At 33.8% G+C, this 20,451-nt stretch carries 11 protein-coding genes; 3 read left to right on the plus strand and 8 right to left on the minus strand.

Going from position 1 to position 20,451, the window contains the following annotated elements; genetic code table 11:
- Window positions 1-63: 63 nt before the first annotated feature.
- The 5 genes from sov to queG all read right to left on the minus strand — a co-directional run bounded on the left by sov (window position 64) and on the right by queG (window position 12,736).
- Entirely contained in the window at window positions 64-7,212 is a 7,149-nt protein-coding gene (gene sov, locus B8963_RS01545) for a T9SS outer membrane translocon Sov/SprA (RefSeq protein WP_084059613.1), read from the minus strand.
- A gap of 5 nt (window positions 7,213-7,217) precedes the next feature.
- The gene (gene ruvA / locus B8963_RS01550; RefSeq protein ID WP_084059614.1) at window positions 7,218-7,799 is read right to left on the minus strand and encodes a Holliday junction branch migration protein RuvA; all 582 of its coding nucleotides are present in this window, start codon (window positions 7,797-7,799) and stop codon (window positions 7,218-7,220) included.
- Between the two features lie 84 nt (window positions 7,800-7,883).
- Window positions 7,884-10,169: an NADP-dependent malic enzyme gene (locus B8963_RS01555; protein WP_084059616.1), complete on the minus strand. Its 2,286-nt coding sequence runs from the start codon at window positions 10,167-10,169 to the stop codon at window positions 7,884-7,886.
- Window positions 10,170-10,329: 160 nt separating this feature from the next.
- Window positions 10,330-11,637, minus strand: a complete 1,308-nt coding sequence (locus B8963_RS01560) for an MFS transporter (RefSeq protein WP_084059618.1) — start codon at window positions 11,635-11,637, stop codon at window positions 10,330-10,332.
- Window positions 11,638-11,815: 178 nt separating this feature from the next.
- Window positions 11,816-12,736, minus strand: a complete 921-nt coding sequence (gene queG, locus B8963_RS01565; protein ID WP_084059619.1) for a tRNA epoxyqueuosine(34) reductase QueG — start codon at window positions 12,734-12,736, stop codon at window positions 11,816-11,818.
- 158 nt (window positions 12,737-12,894) lie between these two features.
- Here queG and B8963_RS01570 point away from each other — a divergent pair, with 158 nt between their 5' ends.
- Window positions 12,895-13,650: an ABC transporter ATP-binding protein gene (locus B8963_RS01570; RefSeq protein WP_084059620.1), complete on the plus strand. Its 756-nt coding sequence runs from the start codon at window positions 12,895-12,897 to the stop codon at window positions 13,648-13,650.
- A gap of 1 nt (window position 13,651) precedes the next feature.
- Window positions 13,652-14,830 (plus strand): ABC transporter permease, encoded by a 1,179-nt coding sequence (locus tag B8963_RS01575; RefSeq protein WP_084059621.1) that lies wholly within the window; start codon window positions 13,652-13,654, stop codon window positions 14,828-14,830.
- Window positions 14,831-14,878: 48 nt separating this feature from the next.
- On the opposite strand, the gene B8963_RS01580 is transcribed toward B8963_RS01575, so the two are convergent.
- The gene (locus tag B8963_RS01580; RefSeq protein WP_084059622.1) at window positions 14,879-16,207 is read right to left on the minus strand and encodes a cytochrome P450; all 1,329 of its coding nucleotides are present in this window, start codon (window positions 16,205-16,207) and stop codon (window positions 14,879-14,881) included.
- The gene (gene ruvB, locus B8963_RS01585) at window positions 16,207-17,229 is read right to left on the minus strand and encodes a Holliday junction branch migration DNA helicase RuvB (RefSeq protein ID WP_084059623.1); all 1,023 of its coding nucleotides are present in this window, start codon (window positions 17,227-17,229) and stop codon (window positions 16,207-16,209) included. Before ruvB ends, B8963_RS01580 begins: the two co-directional genes overlap by 1 nt.
- A gap of 85 nt (window positions 17,230-17,314) precedes the next feature.
- On the opposite strand from ruvB, the gene B8963_RS01590 reads away from it, so the two are divergent.
- Window positions 17,315-19,579: an acyl-CoA dehydrogenase family protein gene (locus tag B8963_RS01590; RefSeq protein ID WP_084059624.1), complete on the plus strand. Its 2,265-nt coding sequence runs from the start codon at window positions 17,315-17,317 to the stop codon at window positions 19,577-19,579.
- Window position 19,580: 1 nt separating this feature from the next.
- On the opposite strand, the gene B8963_RS01595 is transcribed toward B8963_RS01590, so the two are convergent.
- Window positions 19,581-20,405, minus strand: a complete 825-nt coding sequence (locus B8963_RS01595) for a GIN domain-containing protein (RefSeq protein ID WP_084059625.1) — start codon at window positions 20,403-20,405, stop codon at window positions 19,581-19,583.
- Window positions 20,406-20,451: the final 46 nt, after the last annotated feature.

A 20,451-nucleotide genomic window follows, 5' to 3' on the forward strand; every position in this document is an offset into this window, starting at 1 on the left:
TATTCGTATTAAAACGCAAATGTAAAATTTTAAACTTAGGTATTCAAGAAAAATAAAATTGGTTTAATTACCAAAATTATAACGGATAGTAAACCCTGAATTTATTGTTGTTTGTGGGAATGCCGTTGATACAGCAAACTTAGAAAATGAATGATCGTAGAAAAACAATGCGTTTAAATTTTTACTCAATGCATAGTCCATACTAAACTTTACAGAAAATAGATTTTGACCAGAAGTAATTTGATTATTATTTAATTCTAAATTTCTGATATAGGTAATGTTATCACGCATGGTAGCATCTAACTTAATATTCAAATCGCCCTTTAAACGTGTCTTCTGACCACCTATATTAGTAACCATTTGCACATCTTTAAATCTATACCCTAAACCAACGGTATAATCCTTACCATTAATTTCGGTCAATAGACTATTATCAAAACTTAAGGATAGTATTCTACTTGATCTAATTTCAGCAAGAACACTCATGGAGTTCTTCATTTCAAAATCTACCTTTACTAATGGATTAAATTCATCAGTTAAAACTACATTACTAATTAAATTATCCGGCATTAAATCTAGATTCTCGGCATTAACCGCTGGTAAGCCCTCACTAACTAATTGTACTTTTTCTAAATTCGTCTGAAATGAATTTATACTGTAAGCGGAACGATACCCATGACTCACTGAAAAACGCTTAAATTTTTTCTTAAACCATTTGTTCTGCATTAAACCTGTATATTTTAAATTCCAGTTTGGAATAGGAATATCACGGAAAGCATCAAGATTTACTCTATTTACATCTTGCCCCGTATATGCTGCAAAGAAAGCAGGTAATAATACTTCTTGACTTGTTTTACCATATTGTTCTGGAAAACCATCATCATCTAATGGTCCTGGAGTTTGACCTCTATCTGATACGAGTCTATTCGCAATAGTTATTCTATTTTGCTTAAAAGTCTCGAATGCTTCAGATTTAAATTCATCTGTTTTACTAAAAACTGTACCTAACATTACGGTAGATATACTAAAGTTACCATAATTATTTCCTAGTAAATTTTCATACAAATAATCATTCTGCCCAATAGCATCTACCCTAAAACTTTCCTCATATCTGTTTTGATATTGCCTATCAGCAGATAAATCTATGGTCAAATCTTTTAGTGGTTGCGCAGTAGCTGTTATGGTTAATTGTTTGTTTACGGTTTGCACAAATTGATCATTAAAGTCTGAAAACGTTGTTAACCAACCATTTTTTGCAGCTTCAAAACGCACATCGGACTGCTGACTACCAAAAACATAACCCAAAGATGGTCTGGTTGTTCCAATAAATCCTATAGATTGTGTGTACCCTGGTAATACCGTACCACTATTTTGGCTATACGTAACATTCAATCTCTTCACCATTGTAACTACATCTACAAAAGTGTTAAACAATGGACTAGTTTTATTTAAAGAAGCATCTTTATCTGTTGATTTTGAGCTTGCCGCTTTTGATCTAGCGTTACCCGTTACCTTTTTTAAGCCTACCAAATCATAAAACTTTTGCATGTTCATATTTGCAGACAAGTTATGTGTACTGGCATTTTGTACAGTATTAATATTTTCGCCAGCCACTTCATTTAAAGCATCACCACCTCGTTGCCAATCAAAGTTACTTGTATAGGTATATTGCCCATTTATGAAATCTAGTGCAGGAATTAATTTAAACGGTAATTCGTAATTTAAGGTCATTTGTTGTGCATGCCTGTTTGGCTCGCCAATATCCCAAAAACCATCCCAAAGTTCTAACTCCTGATTTATTAAAGATGCGGAATTATCATCTTGATTAAAATAATTACGAACAATATTATTATTAGATGCTTGCAAGTTTAATCTTAACGACTTGGTTAACGTATAATTCAATGCATATTGCCAATTAAACATATAATTACGTTGCTGTAACAATGGCAAATCTAATGCCTCGATACCTGGCTCTAAAACATCTCTAAATCGTTGTTGATTAAAACTTCTATTAATATTAGAATTTACAGAAACGGTTGAAGGCAATAAACTTAAGTTAAGTTCTTTTAACCATTTCCAATAAGCTCCCGTAAATAAGGAATCTTTCTTAGCAAAAGGCGCCACCGTTACAGGCTTAAAACTATGATTATACACAAACCCTGTTGCAACATTTTGTTCTTTAAGACTAGCTATTTCGAAATCGCGATGATCGGTTTCGTTATAAGAATAGTTAAATGTAAAATTCTCAATATCATAAAAATTCTCCTCGGCTTCTTCGCTTCTATTTTTACGAACGCCAATTAGATTTATACTAGTTCTTTTCGTATAATCTTCTGCTTGTTCTAAAATCTGATCTTTACCCTCTTGTGTTGTTTCCGCTGCAATACGATCATCTAATTTTAAATCATCATAAACAGGATCAAATTCTGGTGTAATTACTTGTTCAGAAATACCGTAATTAAATGGCAATTGAATTCCCCACTTTTCAGGAAGTAATTGGCCCATATTTACATTGGTAACCACATCATACGAAATAGCATCTTCACGAGCTCTTTCATTTGGCATTTGATCAATAGCACCAAATCCGGACGTGCTTTTGCTTCCTGTTGCGGATACATCTGCAAAATCTGCAAGATTAAAATCTACAGCAGCAATTGCTGCCCAACCACCATTATTGTCTAGTCCGGCTAAACGAAGTTCGTTAAACCAAACTTCCCCTCGAGCGGCTTGCGAATCTTGGTTTTTAACCCCAACCATTAAACTTCTTAAACTCCCTAAAGAAGGATTTCCTTTAATTCCAATACGATTTACTCCAGGTGTTCTTGGCGCAAACTCGGTTACTGGAATAACATCTCCATTAATAATTTCATAATAATTAATATCATCGAGTGATTGGTTTGCAATCCCTAGAGATTTAACCTTATTTAGATCACTTAATGCAATAGTTAATTCATTTTCCTCGGGCCATATATCTTCAGCTGAAGTTGCTCCGTATTCCGTAAATGACAAAGGAACTTCTATTTGGTAAAAGTTTTGCGAAAAATCTGTTCCTAATCTTATAAAACCAACTAATGGTTGCTCACCATCTAAATAATCACCATCTAATATTTCTTCAGCATGCATAAACATTCTCAACTTTTGATACTGTCTAATATCTATGTTGATATTTTTAAATACACCTCTTGAATCTTCGGATTCTAAATTTTCAACTGTTAACGAAAGTGATTGCTCGTTTTGACGAATAAGCGTGTTGTTATTATTTAATTGTTCTCTAATTACCCCAGGAGGTAACACATACGGTATTGGTGTTCTATTTTCGTTTTCGGTAATGTTTACTGTGTTAACATCTAGTAGTGTATTGTCATCACTAGGGGTATCATCTACACCTGGCTGCAAAGTTTTTGTATACGTACGCCAATCGCCACGTACTAAATCTAAAGTAGCAAAACGTAAAGAAACGTCACTTGAGAACCCTGTTAGGTACATTCTCATAAAACTAATAGATCTAAAATCTGATATTCCACCAACAGCATTGGTAAAATCACTTAATGGAATTTTGTACTGAATCCAGCGACTATTAACCGTAGAACCATCAGGAATTTCAGTGCCCGATAATACATTGGTACGGATATCAGTCACATATTTATCATTAATAGTTGTATTTGGCTTAATTGCTATACGATATTCGTAATAACTATTTACGGTATTCATAGTTAAATCGCGATCAATATCTTCAACATCTGGCAATGTTGTAGAACCTCTGTTTGTATTGGTTACTTGCGTTGGTGAATTGCCTTGTACGTTATTATAATCTAAATAACGCTCAAGAATATTACCTTCTCTGTTTAAATAATATTGATAATTATCCAATGCCGGGTCATTCCCTGGATTATTTGTAAATACGGAAGCTTCATCGGCATCATTTAAACCATCAAAACCTACATCTTGCAATACTCTATTGGTCTCACTTACATCAAAAGCATAAACTAAAGACTGCGTTGCTGGCACCTCACCCCAAGATGTTGTCGACACAAGGTCATTGCTATCCACACCTGGCAAACCGTTTTCATATTGCTTACGACCATCTTTTAAAACATCTTCAGAAATATTCCCTAAGTTAAAAACCAATTCTCCTGGGCTCGTTGCAATCCCATCAACATAGGGATCTAACACCCAAAACTGAACAAACTCAACGTTAGATTGTTCAAAATTGGTACTGCTTAGTGAACGCATAATACCACCCCATTTTTCATTAGGCTGCTCACCTGTAAAATTAGGGTTGTTATTGTAAGGACCTTTTGCATTAGGGTAATATGCTAAATCTAAAGTAGTTTGTACTCTAGATTGCCCTTGAGCCTGATCTACTTCAGGAAAAACCTCATCTATAAAAATTCTTCTAGTATTGTTTTGTGATATATCTGAATCACTCACATCTGAAGGTCTTTGATTGGTATAAAATATTGGATCTATAGAATACCAAGCCATTTTAGCGCGGCCATAACCATTTTCTAAATTTGATGGATCATCTGGTGAAGAACCTGCTAATTGACCTCCAGGAACAAATTCCAATGGCGTACTTGCAAGGGACCAACCCAAAGAAGATCTAATATCTATTAACGATTGCGCTCCTTCAAAATCGTCTAAATAAGTGGTTGTTTCCCCATTAAAATCATCATTTTTAGGCGTTCCTGGCTTTAGAAATGCCACCTCCCCACGAACCGATAAATTAGAAGGAACATCTGTATCTATATTTGGAAGCTTATTTACCAATCGCGTTAGAAAAGGCACCTCAGTAGAAAAGTTACCATTAAGACCAAAAATTGTATTATTTACGGGCTCTACGCCATAATTTGCTTTTTGTGTTTGTGGGCGTTCATTAAGGTTTAATAATGTACCTCCTAAAATAAAGTTTTTATTAATTTGATGCTCCACATTCACCCCAGTGAATCTTCTCGCTTGTTGGCCAAATACTGCTGTATTTTCTACAGAAATATTAATTGGCGTATTAGACGCTTGCAATGACGGATCTATTATTTGAACGGTTCCCGCAATATAATTCACCGTAAAATCTATACCTTCTTGTAATTGTCGCCCACCTGCAGTAACACGCACAGAACCACGAGGCACGTTGTATGCTCCAATAGGAATTCCGTTATTACCTTCAGATTTATAACGCCCTTTTAGCAAGAATTTGTTTTTATCTGCATCTTCAAGTGCTGCAGCCTTTGTCAAGGAATACATGTTTCTAAAAACATACTTTTTTTGGTTGTCGTTATAACCTTGATCGTTGGCAACGTCATAAACTCCGCCTCCTAAAGTTTCAAATAAAAACTCTCCAAACGGCTCAACTTTTGTAAATATAATTCGTCCGTTTTGAGTATCTACGGTTATATTCGGCACAAAATCAAAAAATCCATCCCCACCAGGTTGCACATCATTATAAACATTTAATCGATCTAAATTAAAAACATCTAGTAAAATACGCTCTTCTAAATTGGCAGGCCAGCCGTTATCATTAACTTTAGTTATATAATTTCTTGGAGTTGGGTCTGTATATAAAATATTAAGCTTAAAATCTTCTTGACTTAATCTAAAAGCGCCTGTAGCATAGATGTTTTTCATCATTAAATCCCAGATAGGATCGGCTACGCTGGTAATATTACTTTTTAAAAGCTTTAATACCAAAGTATTATTATTTACTGTAGGATTTACACCTGTAGTAACCGTTGTTGCATCAATACCACCATTTGCAAATTCTCCAACCTGATATACTTGTCCTTTATAGGTATATTGAAAAGCAACTGCTAAAACTTCATCATTACTTAAACGTTGGTTTAGCGAAATATACCCTAATTGCTGGTCAAATTGAAAGTCTCTAGTCTCTTCTAATTTTCTAGCATTCTCAAGAATAGTATAATCAAACCCTTGATTTATTTGATAACCAGGCACATTAAACCCTGCCTCCACTGTTGCAATATCTCTTATCTGATCCGTTAATGCACCTCCATTACCAATTAATGCAGGATCAAAATCGTTTGCATTGTTTCTTGGCAATAATCCAGCGCTTGATGAATTAAAAAAACCTGGAGGATTACCATTTAAACGTCCTATTCTTGTTTTTACAACTTCGGCCTCCCCTAAATCTTGAATTGCTACAACATTTCTAACATTGGTAGTTATTTGTCCTCTGTTTGTAACCCAAACTTCCAAACGGGTAATTTGAACTGGAGTATTTTTATAAGGATAATTTGCTAATGCCTGATCGTAGGTATCTCTAAAATATTGCGAAAGAAAAAAGTGTTTATCCTCTTCATAATCTAATGCCGTGATAGAAAAATCATTAAGCGTTCCTCCACCTTGCGCTACAACTGTATTGTTTTGAGATTGCTGGTCTGAAAAAACAGCAGTTACAGTAGTTTTTCCAAATTGCAGTTGTGTTTTAACACCAAAAAGACTCTGTGCTCCTTGAATTAAAGAGCTATTTAAAGGCATACTTACGTTACCAACTTCAATCTTCTGAATAATATCATCTTCTGTTGGTGTGTAATCTAATTTTACAATATTCTGAAAATCGAAAGTAGCTTCTGTATCATAGTTAGCGTTTACTTGCAAACGCTCACCAATTTTGCCAAGCATACTTAAACTTATACGCTGATCAAAATCGAAAGACAGATTTGTTCTATTTCTAGGAGATAAAGATGGATTGTCGTTTTTTTGCCATATAACACCCAAATCCATTGCAATCGAACCTTGAGGAATTACTTCAATTGTATTCCCGCCAAAAACCGATTCGAAAAAATTATTATTTACATAAAAGTTAGGCAACAAATTTTTCCTGGCTTCTTCACTTCCTTCTTTTTTACCAGAATACGCATCGATCTTATCTTTAAAATAAGACTTCATATTCTCTTTACGAACTAATTCTTGATATTCTGCTGGAGTAAGGATAATAGGGTAACTAATGTCAAATTCTCCAACCGTTTCGGAGTAGATATAACGATCTAACTTAGGATCATAAGTATATTTAGAAACTATACTCGCTGGGCTTTTCAATCTAATATTACCAAGAGCATACCCTGTATTTACAGAATCTGTTTCTTGTTCGTTAGTATCTTGTGCATAGGTTACATGCGATACTCCGAAAAAAATAATAAATACGATTAGTAGCTTAAATCTTACTGATTTAAGTATTGGTTTTGCCCTATTTTTCAAACTTATTACAAATTTTTAAGCGAAAGCTTTATAATGTCTTCCACGCTTAGTGAAGCATCTTGACTTAAAACTTTGTCCACAATCTTTTCTGATTGCTTACGCACAAAGCCAAGAACTTCTAAAGCAGATAACGCTTCATCTTTATTTGTATTGTTTGAAATGGCGGAAACTTCATCAATATCGTAAATTTTTAAAACTTTGTCTTTTAAGTCTAGTATTACCCTTTGTGCAGTTTTAGCTCCAATCCCTTTGATAGCTTGTATTGCAGCAACATTTCCTGTGGCGATCGCATCGCGCACTTGCATTGGTGACATGGAAGACAACATGGTTCTTGCGGTACTTGATCCAATACCGGAAACCGACAACAACAATCTGAATATTTCACGTTCAGATTTTTCTGAAAATCCGAATAAGGTATGACTATCTTCTTTTACTTGTAAATGTGTGTACAACTGAATGTTTTCAGCATCCGTAATTTTTGAGAAGGTGTGAAGTGATATATTTACAAAATACCCCACACCTCCGCATTCAATAACCACGTGAGTAGGATTTTTCTCGACTAATTTCCCTTTCAAATGGTGAATCATAAGTATAAATTATTGTTGTTCGTTATTCGTTTTGGTCTTTCTTAAACCTTATGTTTTGCACTAATTTTTTTACACCTAGTATTATTATTTCGCCTTTTTGCGCTTTTCTCTTTCTTGCGCATCAATCACTGCGATAGCCACCATATTCACCATTTCATCTACCCCAGCACCTAATTGAAGAATGTGAACAGATTTTCTTAATCCTAACATAATTGGGCCAATACTATCTGCCTTATTTAGTTCTTTCAACATTTTATAGGTAATATTTGCCGATTCTAAATTAGGGAAAATAAGCGTATTTACTTTTTTCCCGGCTAGTTTTGAAAACGGAAATTTAGATTCATGCAAATCCTTATTCAAAGCAAAATCCATTTGCACTTCACCATCGACAATTAATTCTGGATTAGTTTCATGTAAGATTCTCGCAGCCTCTCTAACTTTAGTAGCATGTGGATGACTAGAAGAACCAAAATTTGCATAAGACAATAAGGCCATAACAGGCTCAAAACCAAATGTTGTTGCAACATTGGCCGTCATTTTTGCTATTTCGGCTATTTCAACTGCAGTTGGATCAATATTAATAGATGTATCTGCTAAGAAAAGCGGGCCACGATCCGTAATCATAATATTTACAGTAGCTACTTTTTTAACATTAGCGGCACGACCTACTACTTCAAAAATAGGTTTTACTACGGTAGGATATGCTCTAGAATACCCAGAAATCATACCATCGGCATCGCCTTCCATAAGCATCATTGCGCCAAAATAGTTACGTTCACGCATTTTAGATTTGGCACCATACAAGGTAACACCACTTCTTCTTCTATTTTCCCAGTATTTTGTAGCATACTGGTCTCTTTTGCTTAAAGACTCTTTACCCTTTGGATCTAATATTTCAATATCAGCATCAAAATCAAGTTCTTTTTTTAGTTCTAAAATAACCTCTTTATTACCTAATAAAATTGGTATGGCAATACCTTCTTCATAGGCAATTTGTGCAGCTTTTAAAACGTCTAAATGTTCTGCTTCAGCAAAAACAATTTTCTTAACATTCATTTTTGCACGGTTATGCAGCAAACGCACCAATTTATTGTCGTTACCCAAACGTTGCAATAACTCTTCTTTATATTTATCCCAATCTTCAATAGGATTTTTTGCTACACCACTATCCATTGCTGCCTTTGCAACTGCTGGTGGAATTTCGGCTATAAGTCTAGGATCAAAAGGTTTTGGAATGATGTACTCTTTTCCAAAAGCAAGTCTAGTTTCGCCATAAGCAATATTAACTTGCTCTGGCACGGGCTGTTTAGCAAGATCTGCTAATGCCTTAACCGCTGCCATTTTCATTTCTTCATTAATTTTGGTAGCCCTAACATCTAAAGCACCTCTAAAAATAAACGGGAAACCAAGTACATTATTCACCTGATTAGGATGATCCGAACGACCTGTTGCCATTATAATATCTTTCCTTGTTTTTACCGCTAAATCATAAGCAATCTCTGGATCTGGATTTGCCATAGCAAAAACAATAGGATTCTCTGCCATAGATAGTAACATTTCTGGTGTAACCACATCTGCAATAGATAAACCAACAAATACGTTGGCATCTACCATGGCCTCATCTAAAGTATCTATTTTACGATCTGAGGCAAATTCCAATTTTTCAGCAGATAAATTTTCTCTATCTTTTCGGATTACTCCTTTACTATCGAGCATGACAATATTCTCGTCCTTTGCTCCAAAAGCTTTGTATAATCTTGTACAGGAAACCGCAGCAGCACCAGCTCCGCTTATTACAATACGAACGTCTTCAATCTTTTTATCTGAGATTTCTAAAGCATTCAATAATGCAGCAGCAGAAATTATAGCTGTTCCATGCTGATCATCATGCATTACTGGAATATCTAGCTCTTCTTTTAATCTTCTTTCTATTTCAAACGCCTCTGGCGCTTTTATATCCTCTAAGTTTATACCTCCAAAAGTTGGAGCTATCATCTTTACTGTTTCTATAAATTTTTCAACATCTTCGGTATCTACCTCAATATCCATTCCGTCGATATCCGCAAAAATCTTGAAAAGCAAACCTTTTCCTTCCATTACTGGTTTTGATGCTTCAGGTCCAATATTTCCCAAACCTAAAACCGCTGTACCATTAGAAATTACCGCTACTAAATTTCCTTTAGAAGTGTATTTGTAAACATTGTCTTTGTCTTTTGCAATTTCTAAACAAGGCTCTGCAACACCTGGAGAATAGGCTAAGGCTAAATCTCTTTGTGTTGAATAAGGCTTAGTAGGAACAATTTTTATTTTACCGGGTTGTGGTTTAGCGTGATAGACTAATGCTTCACGACGTTTAGATTCTTTACTCATAAAATAATATATTGAAAAACAAATTTACACGTATTCTTTAGAAGTCTTACGGTTATTAAAATAAAAAAAGCATTAACTTTTAATTAATGCTTAATTTTCAATATCCCCTTAAAATATTGATCTAAAATTTTTCAATTATATAATCAACAGATTAAATTCTTTAAACTTCTTCTGTTTTAGGAACTTTTAATCGCATTGCCAAAATAGCAGCTATAATAAAAAACGCTCCACCAAATAGGATGGCATTAATGGCATTACTACCAAGAAAATTTTTATAAATAAATCCGAAGGTTACAGTTTCAATTCCCATAGGAATTACAATCATCATATTTAAAATACCCATATAAACCCCTCTCCTATCTTGTGGTACAATTTTAGAAACCATGGTATAAGGAATACCCATCATGGCGGCCCATCCAATACCAAATAATACCATTGGAACTAAAATTAGAACCGGATCAGCAATATGGGGTATGATTAAAAGCGCTGCTCCTGTACCCAATAAACTCGCAGCATAAATTTTCTTGCCACCGAACTTGAGTGTTAATGGAACTAATGCTAGGGCTACTACAACGGTTACTATATTATACGTTAAACTTAATTTTGCAGCTTGCGATGCTGCATTAGAAATATCATAACCCATGGTAGACATAATCATTGGAGTTATATATTGCCAATAAATAAATAAAGCATACCATTGAAAAAGATAAACAGCAGAGAGTTTCCACATAAACTTAGGCATGTCTTTTACTGCGTTTGAAATTTCAACAAATGGCATTTTGAACTTTTCTGCAAACGAAAGTGCTTTGTGTTCTTGAATTTCCACCAACTCTTCTTCTGACGGAGGCAACTCTGGTGTTTTTAAAACAGACCACAAAATAGTTAATATGGACAGTGCAGCACCTATAAAAAATGAATAATAAAGCCACTTAGGAATAGCCCCAGCAGTTTCAGGATCACCACCAAACCAATCTTGAAATAAAATAATAGAACCCATCGCCAATAAAATTCCTCCGCCAACAAATAGACTCTGCATTTGATACCCAAAACTTAATTGTTTTTCAGGTAATTTATCTCCAACGAAAGCACGATAAGGCTCCATTGCCATATTATTACCAACATCAAGCAACCACAATAACCCAACTGCAAACCATAACGTAGGACTTAACGGAAAAGCAAATAAACAGAGGCTTCCTATAATTGCTCCTATTAAAAAGAAAGGTTTACGTCTACCCCATTTAGGTGACCAAGTTTTATCAGATATAGCTCCGATAATTGGCTGAACTATTAATCCGGTTATTGGACCTGCTATATTAAGTATTGGTAAAATTTCTTCTGATGCTCCTAAAAAAAGAAATATTGGATTTATAGCACTTTGTTGCAAACCAAAACTATATTGGATTCCTAAAAATCCAACATTCATATTAAATATTTGCCAGAAAGTTAAATTTGGTTTTTTTATTTTCATCATTCTTTGGTTGCTTAGTATAAACTTGCTTTAATTTTAGATATTCACATTATTCGTAGTTGAAATATAAATATTTAGCAAATTAAAGCCTTTGAAGATAACATTTTAAAAGATTACTTATGAAATTCTTTTTTAGAATTACATATTTTAACCTACGAAATCGTTTTAGATAAATAATTTATTTTAAGAAATTAATATTTCTTTTCAATCCTTCAAACTTTGTTCGTTTAACTGCAGACTTTTGAAACACTTTTTTAAATACTTCATCTGTAATTTCCTCCCAGTCTTTTTTAGTCATAGAAAGTAACTCCGGATGTGGATTAAAAAGAGGTTCATTATGTGATTTTGAAAATCTATTCCATGGGCAAACATCTTGACAAACATCACAGCCAAAAGCCCAATCATCAAATTTACCCTGAAACTCTGTCGGAATTTCTTTTTTCAACTCAATCGTAAAATAGGAGATACACTTACTACCATCCACAACATAAGGCTCTGTTATTGCTTGTGTTGGGCAAGAGTCTATACAAGCCGTACATGTTCCACAATGGTCAGTAACCGGATTATCGTATTCCAAATCTAAATCTACAATCAACTCTGCTATAAAATAAAATGATCCTGCTTGTTGTGTTAGCAAATTACTGTGCTTACCTATCCAACCCAAACCACTTTTAGCTGCCCAAGCTTTATCTAAAACCGGAGCAGAATCTACAAATGCTCTACCATCTACTTCCCCAATTTCTTGAGAAATAAACTCTTGCAGCATTTTAAGTTTTCCCTTAATCACATGATGATAATCTTGTCCGTATGCGTATTTAGATATCTTGTATGTAGTATCAATTTGCTTTTCTTCGGGATAATAATTAAGTAATAAGGAAATAACCGATTTGGCGCCTGGCACTAAAAGTCTTGGATCTAGCCTTTTGTCAAAATGATTTTCCATGTAATGCATTTCGCCATTCATGTTATTATTTAACCATCTTTCTAATCTCGGAGCTTCCTTTTCTAAAAAATCAGCTTTAGAAATTCCACAAGACATAAAACCTAGTCTTTTTGCTTCATTTTTAATTAGAAAAGTATTTTTCTCCTTTAAAGTCATAATTCTCTTTAAAATTATACTATTGTTTTTATTGATATAAAACTGTAAATAATCTAATCTATTCGAAAAGCTATTGAAGAATATTAGAAAAAAAACTATTATTCTGTAACAATTAGTATTTTTATCTACTAACAGTAGATGCCAAATTAAATGCTAATATGATACATATAGAAAATCTAACCAAATCTTTTACATCCACAACCAAAAAAGGGTTTAAAAAAGAAACCATCACGGTAAATGCTGTAAATGAAATTTCTTTTGATTGTAAACCTGGAAGAATTTTTTCATTACTAGGACCAAACGGAGCTGGAAAAACCACAACACTTAGAATGATAGCGGGAATTATTAACCCTACATCGGGCACTGCAATTGTTGACGGAATTGACATATCTAAAGGTAATGATGAAGTAAAAAAGAGAATTGGCTTTTTAACTGGCTCCACAGGATTATACGAGCGATTAAACCCGGATGAAACTATTGAGTTTTTTGGAAAATTATATAAAATCCCTGCCGAAAAACTAAATGACAGAAAGGAATATTTGTTTGAAAAACTAGGAATAAACGAGTTCAGAAAAAAGCGAGTTGGGCAAATGAGCACTGGTATGAAACAAAAAGTATCCATTGCACGTACCTTAATTCATGACCCTGAAGTGTTGATTTTTGACGAACCAACCTCTGGATTAGATGTTATTACAGCGGAGAGTATTATAGATTTAATTAGAGAGTCTAAAGAAAATAATAAAACAGTAATTTTTTCTTCACATATTATGAGTGAAGTAGATTTATTATGTGATGATCTGGCAATAATTAACAAAGGTGCTATTATTTACAATAGTACTTTCGAAAATTTTAAAGCTGAAATGAAAGCCAAAAATCTGACTCAAGAATTTATTAACCGTGTAAAAGAAGCTTAAAATGAACGATTTATTTATCATAGTAAAAAAAGAGCTAACAGAGCTTCTAAGAGATAAGAAAACCATTATTAACTCTATAGTTTTACCAACACTTTTAGTACCTATCCTGATTTTTGGTAGTATTAAGGTAACGGAAATGATTCAAAAAAGTCAGCAAGAAAAAACTATTAAAATTGGCTTAGTTAATGCTCCTAAAGAATTTTTAGATATGGTATCTAAAGATACTTTAAACCAAATAACAACATACAACAAAGTTGAAGATTTTAAAGCACTAATAGCTGACGAAACTATACAATCTGCAATTGTTTTTCCTCAAGACTGGAACACAAAGATGGATAGTCTTACTGCAAGTGAAGTACAAATTTTTAGAAATGGCACTAAAGATAATGTCAATAGTCGTGTTTCTAGTTTAATCGAAATTTACAGTGCCCAGTTAAAGGAACAACGCATTGCAAAGCTTCAAATTCCTACTGACAAACTTACCCCTATAGTTGAAAATTATATTGAAGTTGGGGAGCAAAAAGAACTATTTGGAAAACGTATTGGAGGTTTTATCCCCTATTTATTTATTTTAACCATGTGGGGTGGTTGCTTATTGGCGGCTGTTGATTTAGTTACTGGAGAGAAAGAACGTAAAACAATTGAAACTACACTTTCTTTACCTATTTCAAAATTTAAAGTATTACTAGGTAAAACAATTGTTGCATCGTTATTAGGTTTTATTCCTGCCTTATTGAATTTAGTAGGTTTAATTCTTGGCTTAAAATTTATTCCAGGTATTCCAGAATCGTTAAACTTGGCCATTAATGAAATGTTAAGCTTTCAGTCTATCACATTAATACTATTATTATTAATTCCGTTTTCACTTTTCTTGTCAGGTTTAATAATTGCTTTGGTTGCTGGAGCAACATCATTTAAAGAGGCACAAAGTAAGGCATCTCCAATTATTATGCTGATCATTATACCTTTAGTATTGGCATTAATGCCAGGTATAGAATTAACATGGAGTACTGTTTTAGTTCCAGTTTTGAATATTGGATTAGGTGTTAAAGAAATAATGGCTGGCACTATAGATATGGTGCAGTATGCGGTAATTTTGGTATCGCTTATTGCCTTTGCAATAGGTGCTGTATATTTTAGCTATAAAAAATTCTCAGACGAAAATGCAATATTGAAATAATGGTTTCTTTTCAATAAAAAAATGCCGCATGAAAAATGCGGCATTTTTTTATTCTCTAGGTGAAAATTTCAGTTTTACTTCTGCAGGTTTTAATGATATCAGAGGATTAATCGTTACCTGCAACATTTCAGTGCTAATTTTATATGTAGACAATACTACCGCTACTGTTAGCATCATCTCATACATTGCAAAATTGTTACCCACGCACATTCTTGGCCCCGCTCCAAAAGGATAATAATACTCTTGATATTCCTTCTTTTTAGAAGCATCAAATCTATCAGGATTAAATGTGTTTGGTGCCATCCAAAAGTCAGCACTTCTATGCAATTCGTAAATACTCATTAGAATAGTAGTGTCTTTAGGTATGGCCATTCCTTCAAATTCATCATCCTCAATAGCAACTCGGTCTATAATATAAGCTGGTGGATACATTCTCAAAGCCTCTTCAATGCATTGCTGAATGTATGTTAAACTTGTTATTTTTATTAAAATGTCTTCACCATCTAAAGAAATACCACTAATTTCTTCAAATGCTTTTTCCTGTATTTCAGGGTTTTTAGCTAGTAGAAAGAGTAAAAAACTTAATGCATTTGCCGTTGTTTCATGTCCGGCTGTAAATAAAATTAATACTTCATCTATCAATTGATCTTTCGACATGGAAGTGCCATCTTCATATTTTGCCTGAAGAAGCATATCTAGTAAATCGTCTTTTTCTACTGGAGAAATACGCCTTTCTTCAATTAACCGATGTAATATGTCTCTTCCTTCATCAGCTAATTGATGATGATTCTTTAAACTTCCATTCCACTGAAACCACCATTTTAAATAAGGCTGACGCATTTCTTTAATCAACATTCTTTGATTGGATTCCGTAATACTCTGGAGCCTACCCATTTCCTCTTGAATGTCTTCATTACTGAATAATGATTTAGCAACTACTTGAAAAGCTAAGTTGCTCATTAAAGAATGTACATCAAGAGTCTTATTAGGTTCTATATGATTTATTTCGGTTTTAACGGCAGCCAGTATCGTGCCCATTAAATTCGACAACTTTTTTTTATGAAAAGCAGGTTGCACCATTCTTCTATGTACACGCCAATGCTCCCCATTGGATGTTAAAATACCATGACCAATATATTTGGCCAAATCTTGGGTCTGTAAGGTAGATTTATGATATTTTTTATGCTGAGTTTGTAATAAATGCTTTATTAACCTTGCATTTCTGGTAAAAGCGATCTCTTTATTAGGCCCAATTTTCACTCTAAAAATATCGCCATGCTTAGTGAAATTTTCATGATGAAAAGGCAAGGGATTTTTTAGAATACGCGCACTATTCCTAAGCACCTCAAATTGCGAAACTATTGGTGTTTTATGCATTAAAACAAACCTCCTTGAATGTTTCCTTTAATTCTTCCCAAATGCTTGTAGGCTAACTCTGTTACCTCTCTACCACGAGGAGTACGCATAATAAAACCTTCTTGTATTAAAAAAGGCTCGTAAACCTCTTCGATAGTTTCTGCACTTTCAGATACCGCAGTTGCCAAGGTTGTGATACCCACTGGTCCACCTTTAAATTTATCGATAAGCGTTACTAAAATTTTGTTATCCATTTCATCTAAGCCATGGGCATCAACATTTAATGCTTTTAAGGCGAAACGAGAAATTTCTAAATCGATTTTACCATTTCCTTTTATTTGAGCAAAATCACGAACTCTCCTTAATAAAGCATTACATATTCTAGGTGTACCTCTACTCCTACCTGCAATTTCTATAGCCGCATCGTTGGTGATTGGCATTTTCAATATTTCGGAGCTTCTGGTAACGATAGTAGATAATAATTCTGTAGAATAATACTGTAGCCTACTTTGTATTCCAAAACGTGCTCGCATTGGCGAGGTTAACAAACCAGATCTGGTTGTAGCTCCTATTAGGGTAAACGGATTAAGATTTATCTGAACCGAACGTGCATTTGGTCCTGTTTCAATCATGATATCTATTTTATAATCCTCCATTGCCGAATATAAATATTCTTCCACAATCGGGCTCAACCTATGAATTTCATCAATAAAAAGCACATCGCGCTCGTCTAAATTGGTAAGTAAACCAGCTAAATCCCCTGGTTTATCAAGAACTGGACCTGAAGTAATTTTAATTCCTACTCCTAATTCATTAGCTAAAATATGCGCAAGCGTGGTTTTCCCCAATCCTGGAGGACCATGAAAAAGTGTGTGATCTAATGCTTCACCACGAAGATTTGCAGCCTCTACAAAAATCTTTAAATTTTCTAATATCTGCTCTTGACCAGTAAAATCCGAGAAACTAATGGGCCTTAATGCCTTATCAATATCAATTTCCTCTGGCGAAAAATTACTATTAGTTGGGTCTAAATTCTCGTTCATATACAACAAAGATAGCGCAAAATAAAGATATTGCTAAACCAAGAAATTCTTATTATTTGTAATTAGAAAATTGTATTTTCATAGTATGATAAAGAATAAATACACTTCTGGAATTATTCAATACATTCCATTTTTCTATGTGATATGGTCTGACGACTTATTATCCGCTTCAGAAATAAATATAGTTAAGAACGCCATTGATAATGATGCTTCGTTATCGAAAGAGGATAGTAGCTTATTACTTCAGTGGCTGAATACCGCTAAGAAACCATCAAATAAAGAGATAAAATCTTGGAAACAAACTATATCAAGCACATCTATAAAACTAATTGAAAGCGATATTCATCCATTATCAAATTTTTCGAAGAGATTATTGGAGTATTATTTTAATGAGTCAATTGAAAACAAACAATTACAGCATATTGAAATAAATCTGGGAATTCAGCCTAACCACTACAATCATTTGTTCGATGTTGAAGTTATTCACGAACCTACATCAAACTATTATAATTCCGGTTCTATTGATACCATATTAAAAGGGGAACACAAGACCATTGTTAATGATTTTCACCAAGTAGTAAAAGATCCTATTTTTAATTGGACTATTGAACGTAAAAAGGAAGATTTTAGAAAAAAAGTATTAGATCAAGTCAAGTTTCTTGCAAAGGAAAAATACGGAGCAATGGCCTACCCGAGTGCATATGGCGGAACCAACAATATGCCTGGTTACGCCTTTGTTTTTGAAAACATGATGTATGTAGATGGCAGTTTAGCAATTAAATTTGGCGTGCAATTTGGGCTTTTTGGAGGTAGTATTCAAAAATTAGGCTCGAAAGAGCATCACGATTTGTATTTAGGAAAAGCAGGTAAAACTGAACTTTTAGGTTGCTTTGCCATGACCGAAACTGGACATGGCTCTAATGTTAGAGGCATAAAAACCACCGCAACATATGAAAATAGTTCAGACTCTTTAATAATTCATACGCCAGGCACAAATGACAATAAGGAATACATTGGTAATGCCCTAGATTCTAAAATGGCATCTGTTTTTGCTCAGCTTATTGTAAATGGTAAAAATGAAGGCGTACACGCAATTTTAGTTCCACTACGCGATGAAAACCATAATTTATTACCAGGAGTGAAAATAGAAGATAACGGTTATAAATTGGGATTGAATGGTGTAGACAACGGTAAAATTTGGTTTAATCAGGTAAAAGTACCGCGTAAAAATCTATTAAATAAATATGGCTCCATTTCCGATGAAGGCCATTATCATTCTCATATAAAAAATCCGAATAAACGGTTTTTTACTATGCTCGGCACACTTGTAGGAGGAAGAATTTGTGTTGCTAGAGCAGGTCTTGGTGGTGCAAAAATGGCTCTTACCATTGCCGTTAAACATGCTTTAAAGCGAAGACAATTTAATGATAGCATAAAAATTCAGGAAGATTTATTGATGGACTACCCAACGCATCAATTACGATTGACCCCGGCGATAGCAAAAGCATATGTTTATGATATAACCTTGCAACACGCTATGAAAATTTATAGCGATGATTCTAAAACAGATAAGCGTGAGATTGAAACACAAGTTGCGGGTCTTAAATCGGTCATAACTTGGTTTGCCAATGAAACCATTCAAGAATGTAGAGAGGCATGTGGTGGTAAAGGGTATTTAATTGAAAATCGCATAGCTGATTTAAAAGGCGATGTGGACATCTTTACAACTTTTGAAGGAGACAATACGGTATTGCTTCAATTGGCCGCAAAAGGTGTGCTGTCTGATTTTAATTCAGAATTTAATAGTGCTGGATTTTCTGCGGTTTTAAAATTATTAGGCAATCAAATAAATGATAAAATAACCACCATAAATCCATTATATTCAAGTAAAGTTGATGCGAAACATTTGTACAACCCGAAATTTCATTTACATGCTTTTGATTATCGTACACGCAGACTTACCTATTCGATTGCAATGCGAATTAGAAATTATATTAAAAGTGGAATCCCGTCGTATCAGGCATTTTTAAAAGTTCAAACCCATTTATTAGCACTAGGTAAAGCATATAGTTGCGAATATGCGTATAAAACTTTTGTATCGTTTACCGAAGATATAACTGACGAAAAAAACAAAGCGCTTTTTAAAAAACTCGGAACTCTTTATGCCTTGCATGAAATAAGAACAGATGCCAGTTGGTATTTAGAGCAAGGTTACATTTCTGGAGTTAAATCTAAAGCTATTAGACAACGTATTGAGCGTATTTCTACTGAACTAAGACCACATATAGATGTATTAGTTGATGGCTTCGGCATACCCGAGCATTTAATAACAGCTCCAATAGCTAACTAAACTATTTTTTTATCAGTTGTGAGGTGTCTAAAAAGTCTATTATAGTGATTTTACCTCCTCCGTAAAGATATGTTTTAGCGGACTCTTTGGAACTTAAATTAATTGTATTGAAGGAATTTACATAGGCGCTTGTAGAACCACCTAAAGTTAAGTTTATATCAGAAGCATCTAATTTATCCGCCTTTAAATCTGAGCTTTCATAAAGATTAATATTAAAAACATCTGTTGTGCCTTCCATCTTAACCTGAGCATTTTTATACATTTCTGTTGTATTAAGTTTACTCACTGCATAAATTTTAGCATCAACTCTATCTTTTAAAGAAATATTAAGTGTATCGGCTCCAACATTTAAATCGGCAAAACTATTATCAACCATCAAAATATTCATAAACTCGGCATTCGCATTCAGCTTTAATTTTGAAGAACCAAATGTGTTTATTGTAAGTTCACTAGTTGATATTAAATCTTCAGATTCAATTTTTCCGTCGCGCATGGTAATAGCATTAAGATCATTATAAAATATGGTAATTTCCATTTTCTTTTTTGAACTTACCGTATAAAACGAACTTATGGTTAAGGTTTGATCTACCACTCTAAATTTTAGTATATCTACTAAATTATCATCAATAGTTAAACTATATCCGAAATCGGAGGACTTTTTTAACTTAATATCCAAATCATCGTTAAGCTCTATGGCCGTAAAAGGCTCTAAATCCTCTTTAACTTCTACTACAACCCTACTACCCTTAATTTTAGGCTTGCGCTGTGCATTAACCATAAAACCAACAAATAATAGAAATATTAAAACCTTATATTTTACATTCATAATATGAAATTTGCAATATTCGTACCAAAATACAATTGCTAATTAT

It is taken from the genome of Cellulophaga tyrosinoxydans, from assembly GCF_900176415.1.
Taxonomy (GTDB): Bacteria; Bacteroidota; Bacteroidia; order Flavobacteriales; family Flavobacteriaceae; genus Cellulophaga; species Cellulophaga tyrosinoxydans.

Coding starts and splice junctions, on each gene's coding strand:
- B8963_RS01580 (WP_084059622.1), bottom strand. CDS start 16,207: ATGCATAAAACACCAATAGTTTCGCAATTTGAGGTGCTTAGGAATAGT.
- B8963_RS01555 (WP_084059616.1), bottom strand. CDS start 10,169: ATGAGTAAAGAATCTAAACGTCGTGAAGCATTAGTCTATCACGCTAAA.
- queG (WP_084059619.1), bottom strand. CDS start 12,736: ATGACTTTAAAGGAGAAAAATACTTTTCTAATTAAAAATGAAGCAAAA.
- ruvB (WP_084059623.1), bottom strand. CDS start 17,229: ATGAACGAGAATTTAGACCCAACTAATAGTAATTTTTCGCCAGAGGAA.
- ruvA (WP_084059614.1), bottom strand. CDS start 7,799: ATGATTCACCATTTGAAAGGGAAATTAGTCGAGAAAAATCCTACTCAC.
- B8963_RS01595 (WP_084059625.1), bottom strand. CDS start 20,405: ATGAATGTAAAATATAAGGTTTTAATATTTCTATTATTTGTTGGTTTT.
- B8963_RS01575 (WP_084059621.1), top strand. CDS start 13,652: ATGAACGATTTATTTATCATAGTAAAAAAAGAGCTAACAGAGCTTCTA.
- B8963_RS01560 (WP_084059618.1), bottom strand. CDS start 11,637: ATGAAAATAAAAAAACCAAATTTAACTTTCTGGCAAATATTTAATATG.
- B8963_RS01590 (WP_084059624.1), top strand. CDS start 17,315: ATGATAAAGAATAAATACACTTCTGGAATTATTCAATACATTCCATTT.
- B8963_RS01570 (WP_084059620.1), top strand. CDS start 12,895: ATGATACATATAGAAAATCTAACCAAATCTTTTACATCCACAACCAAA.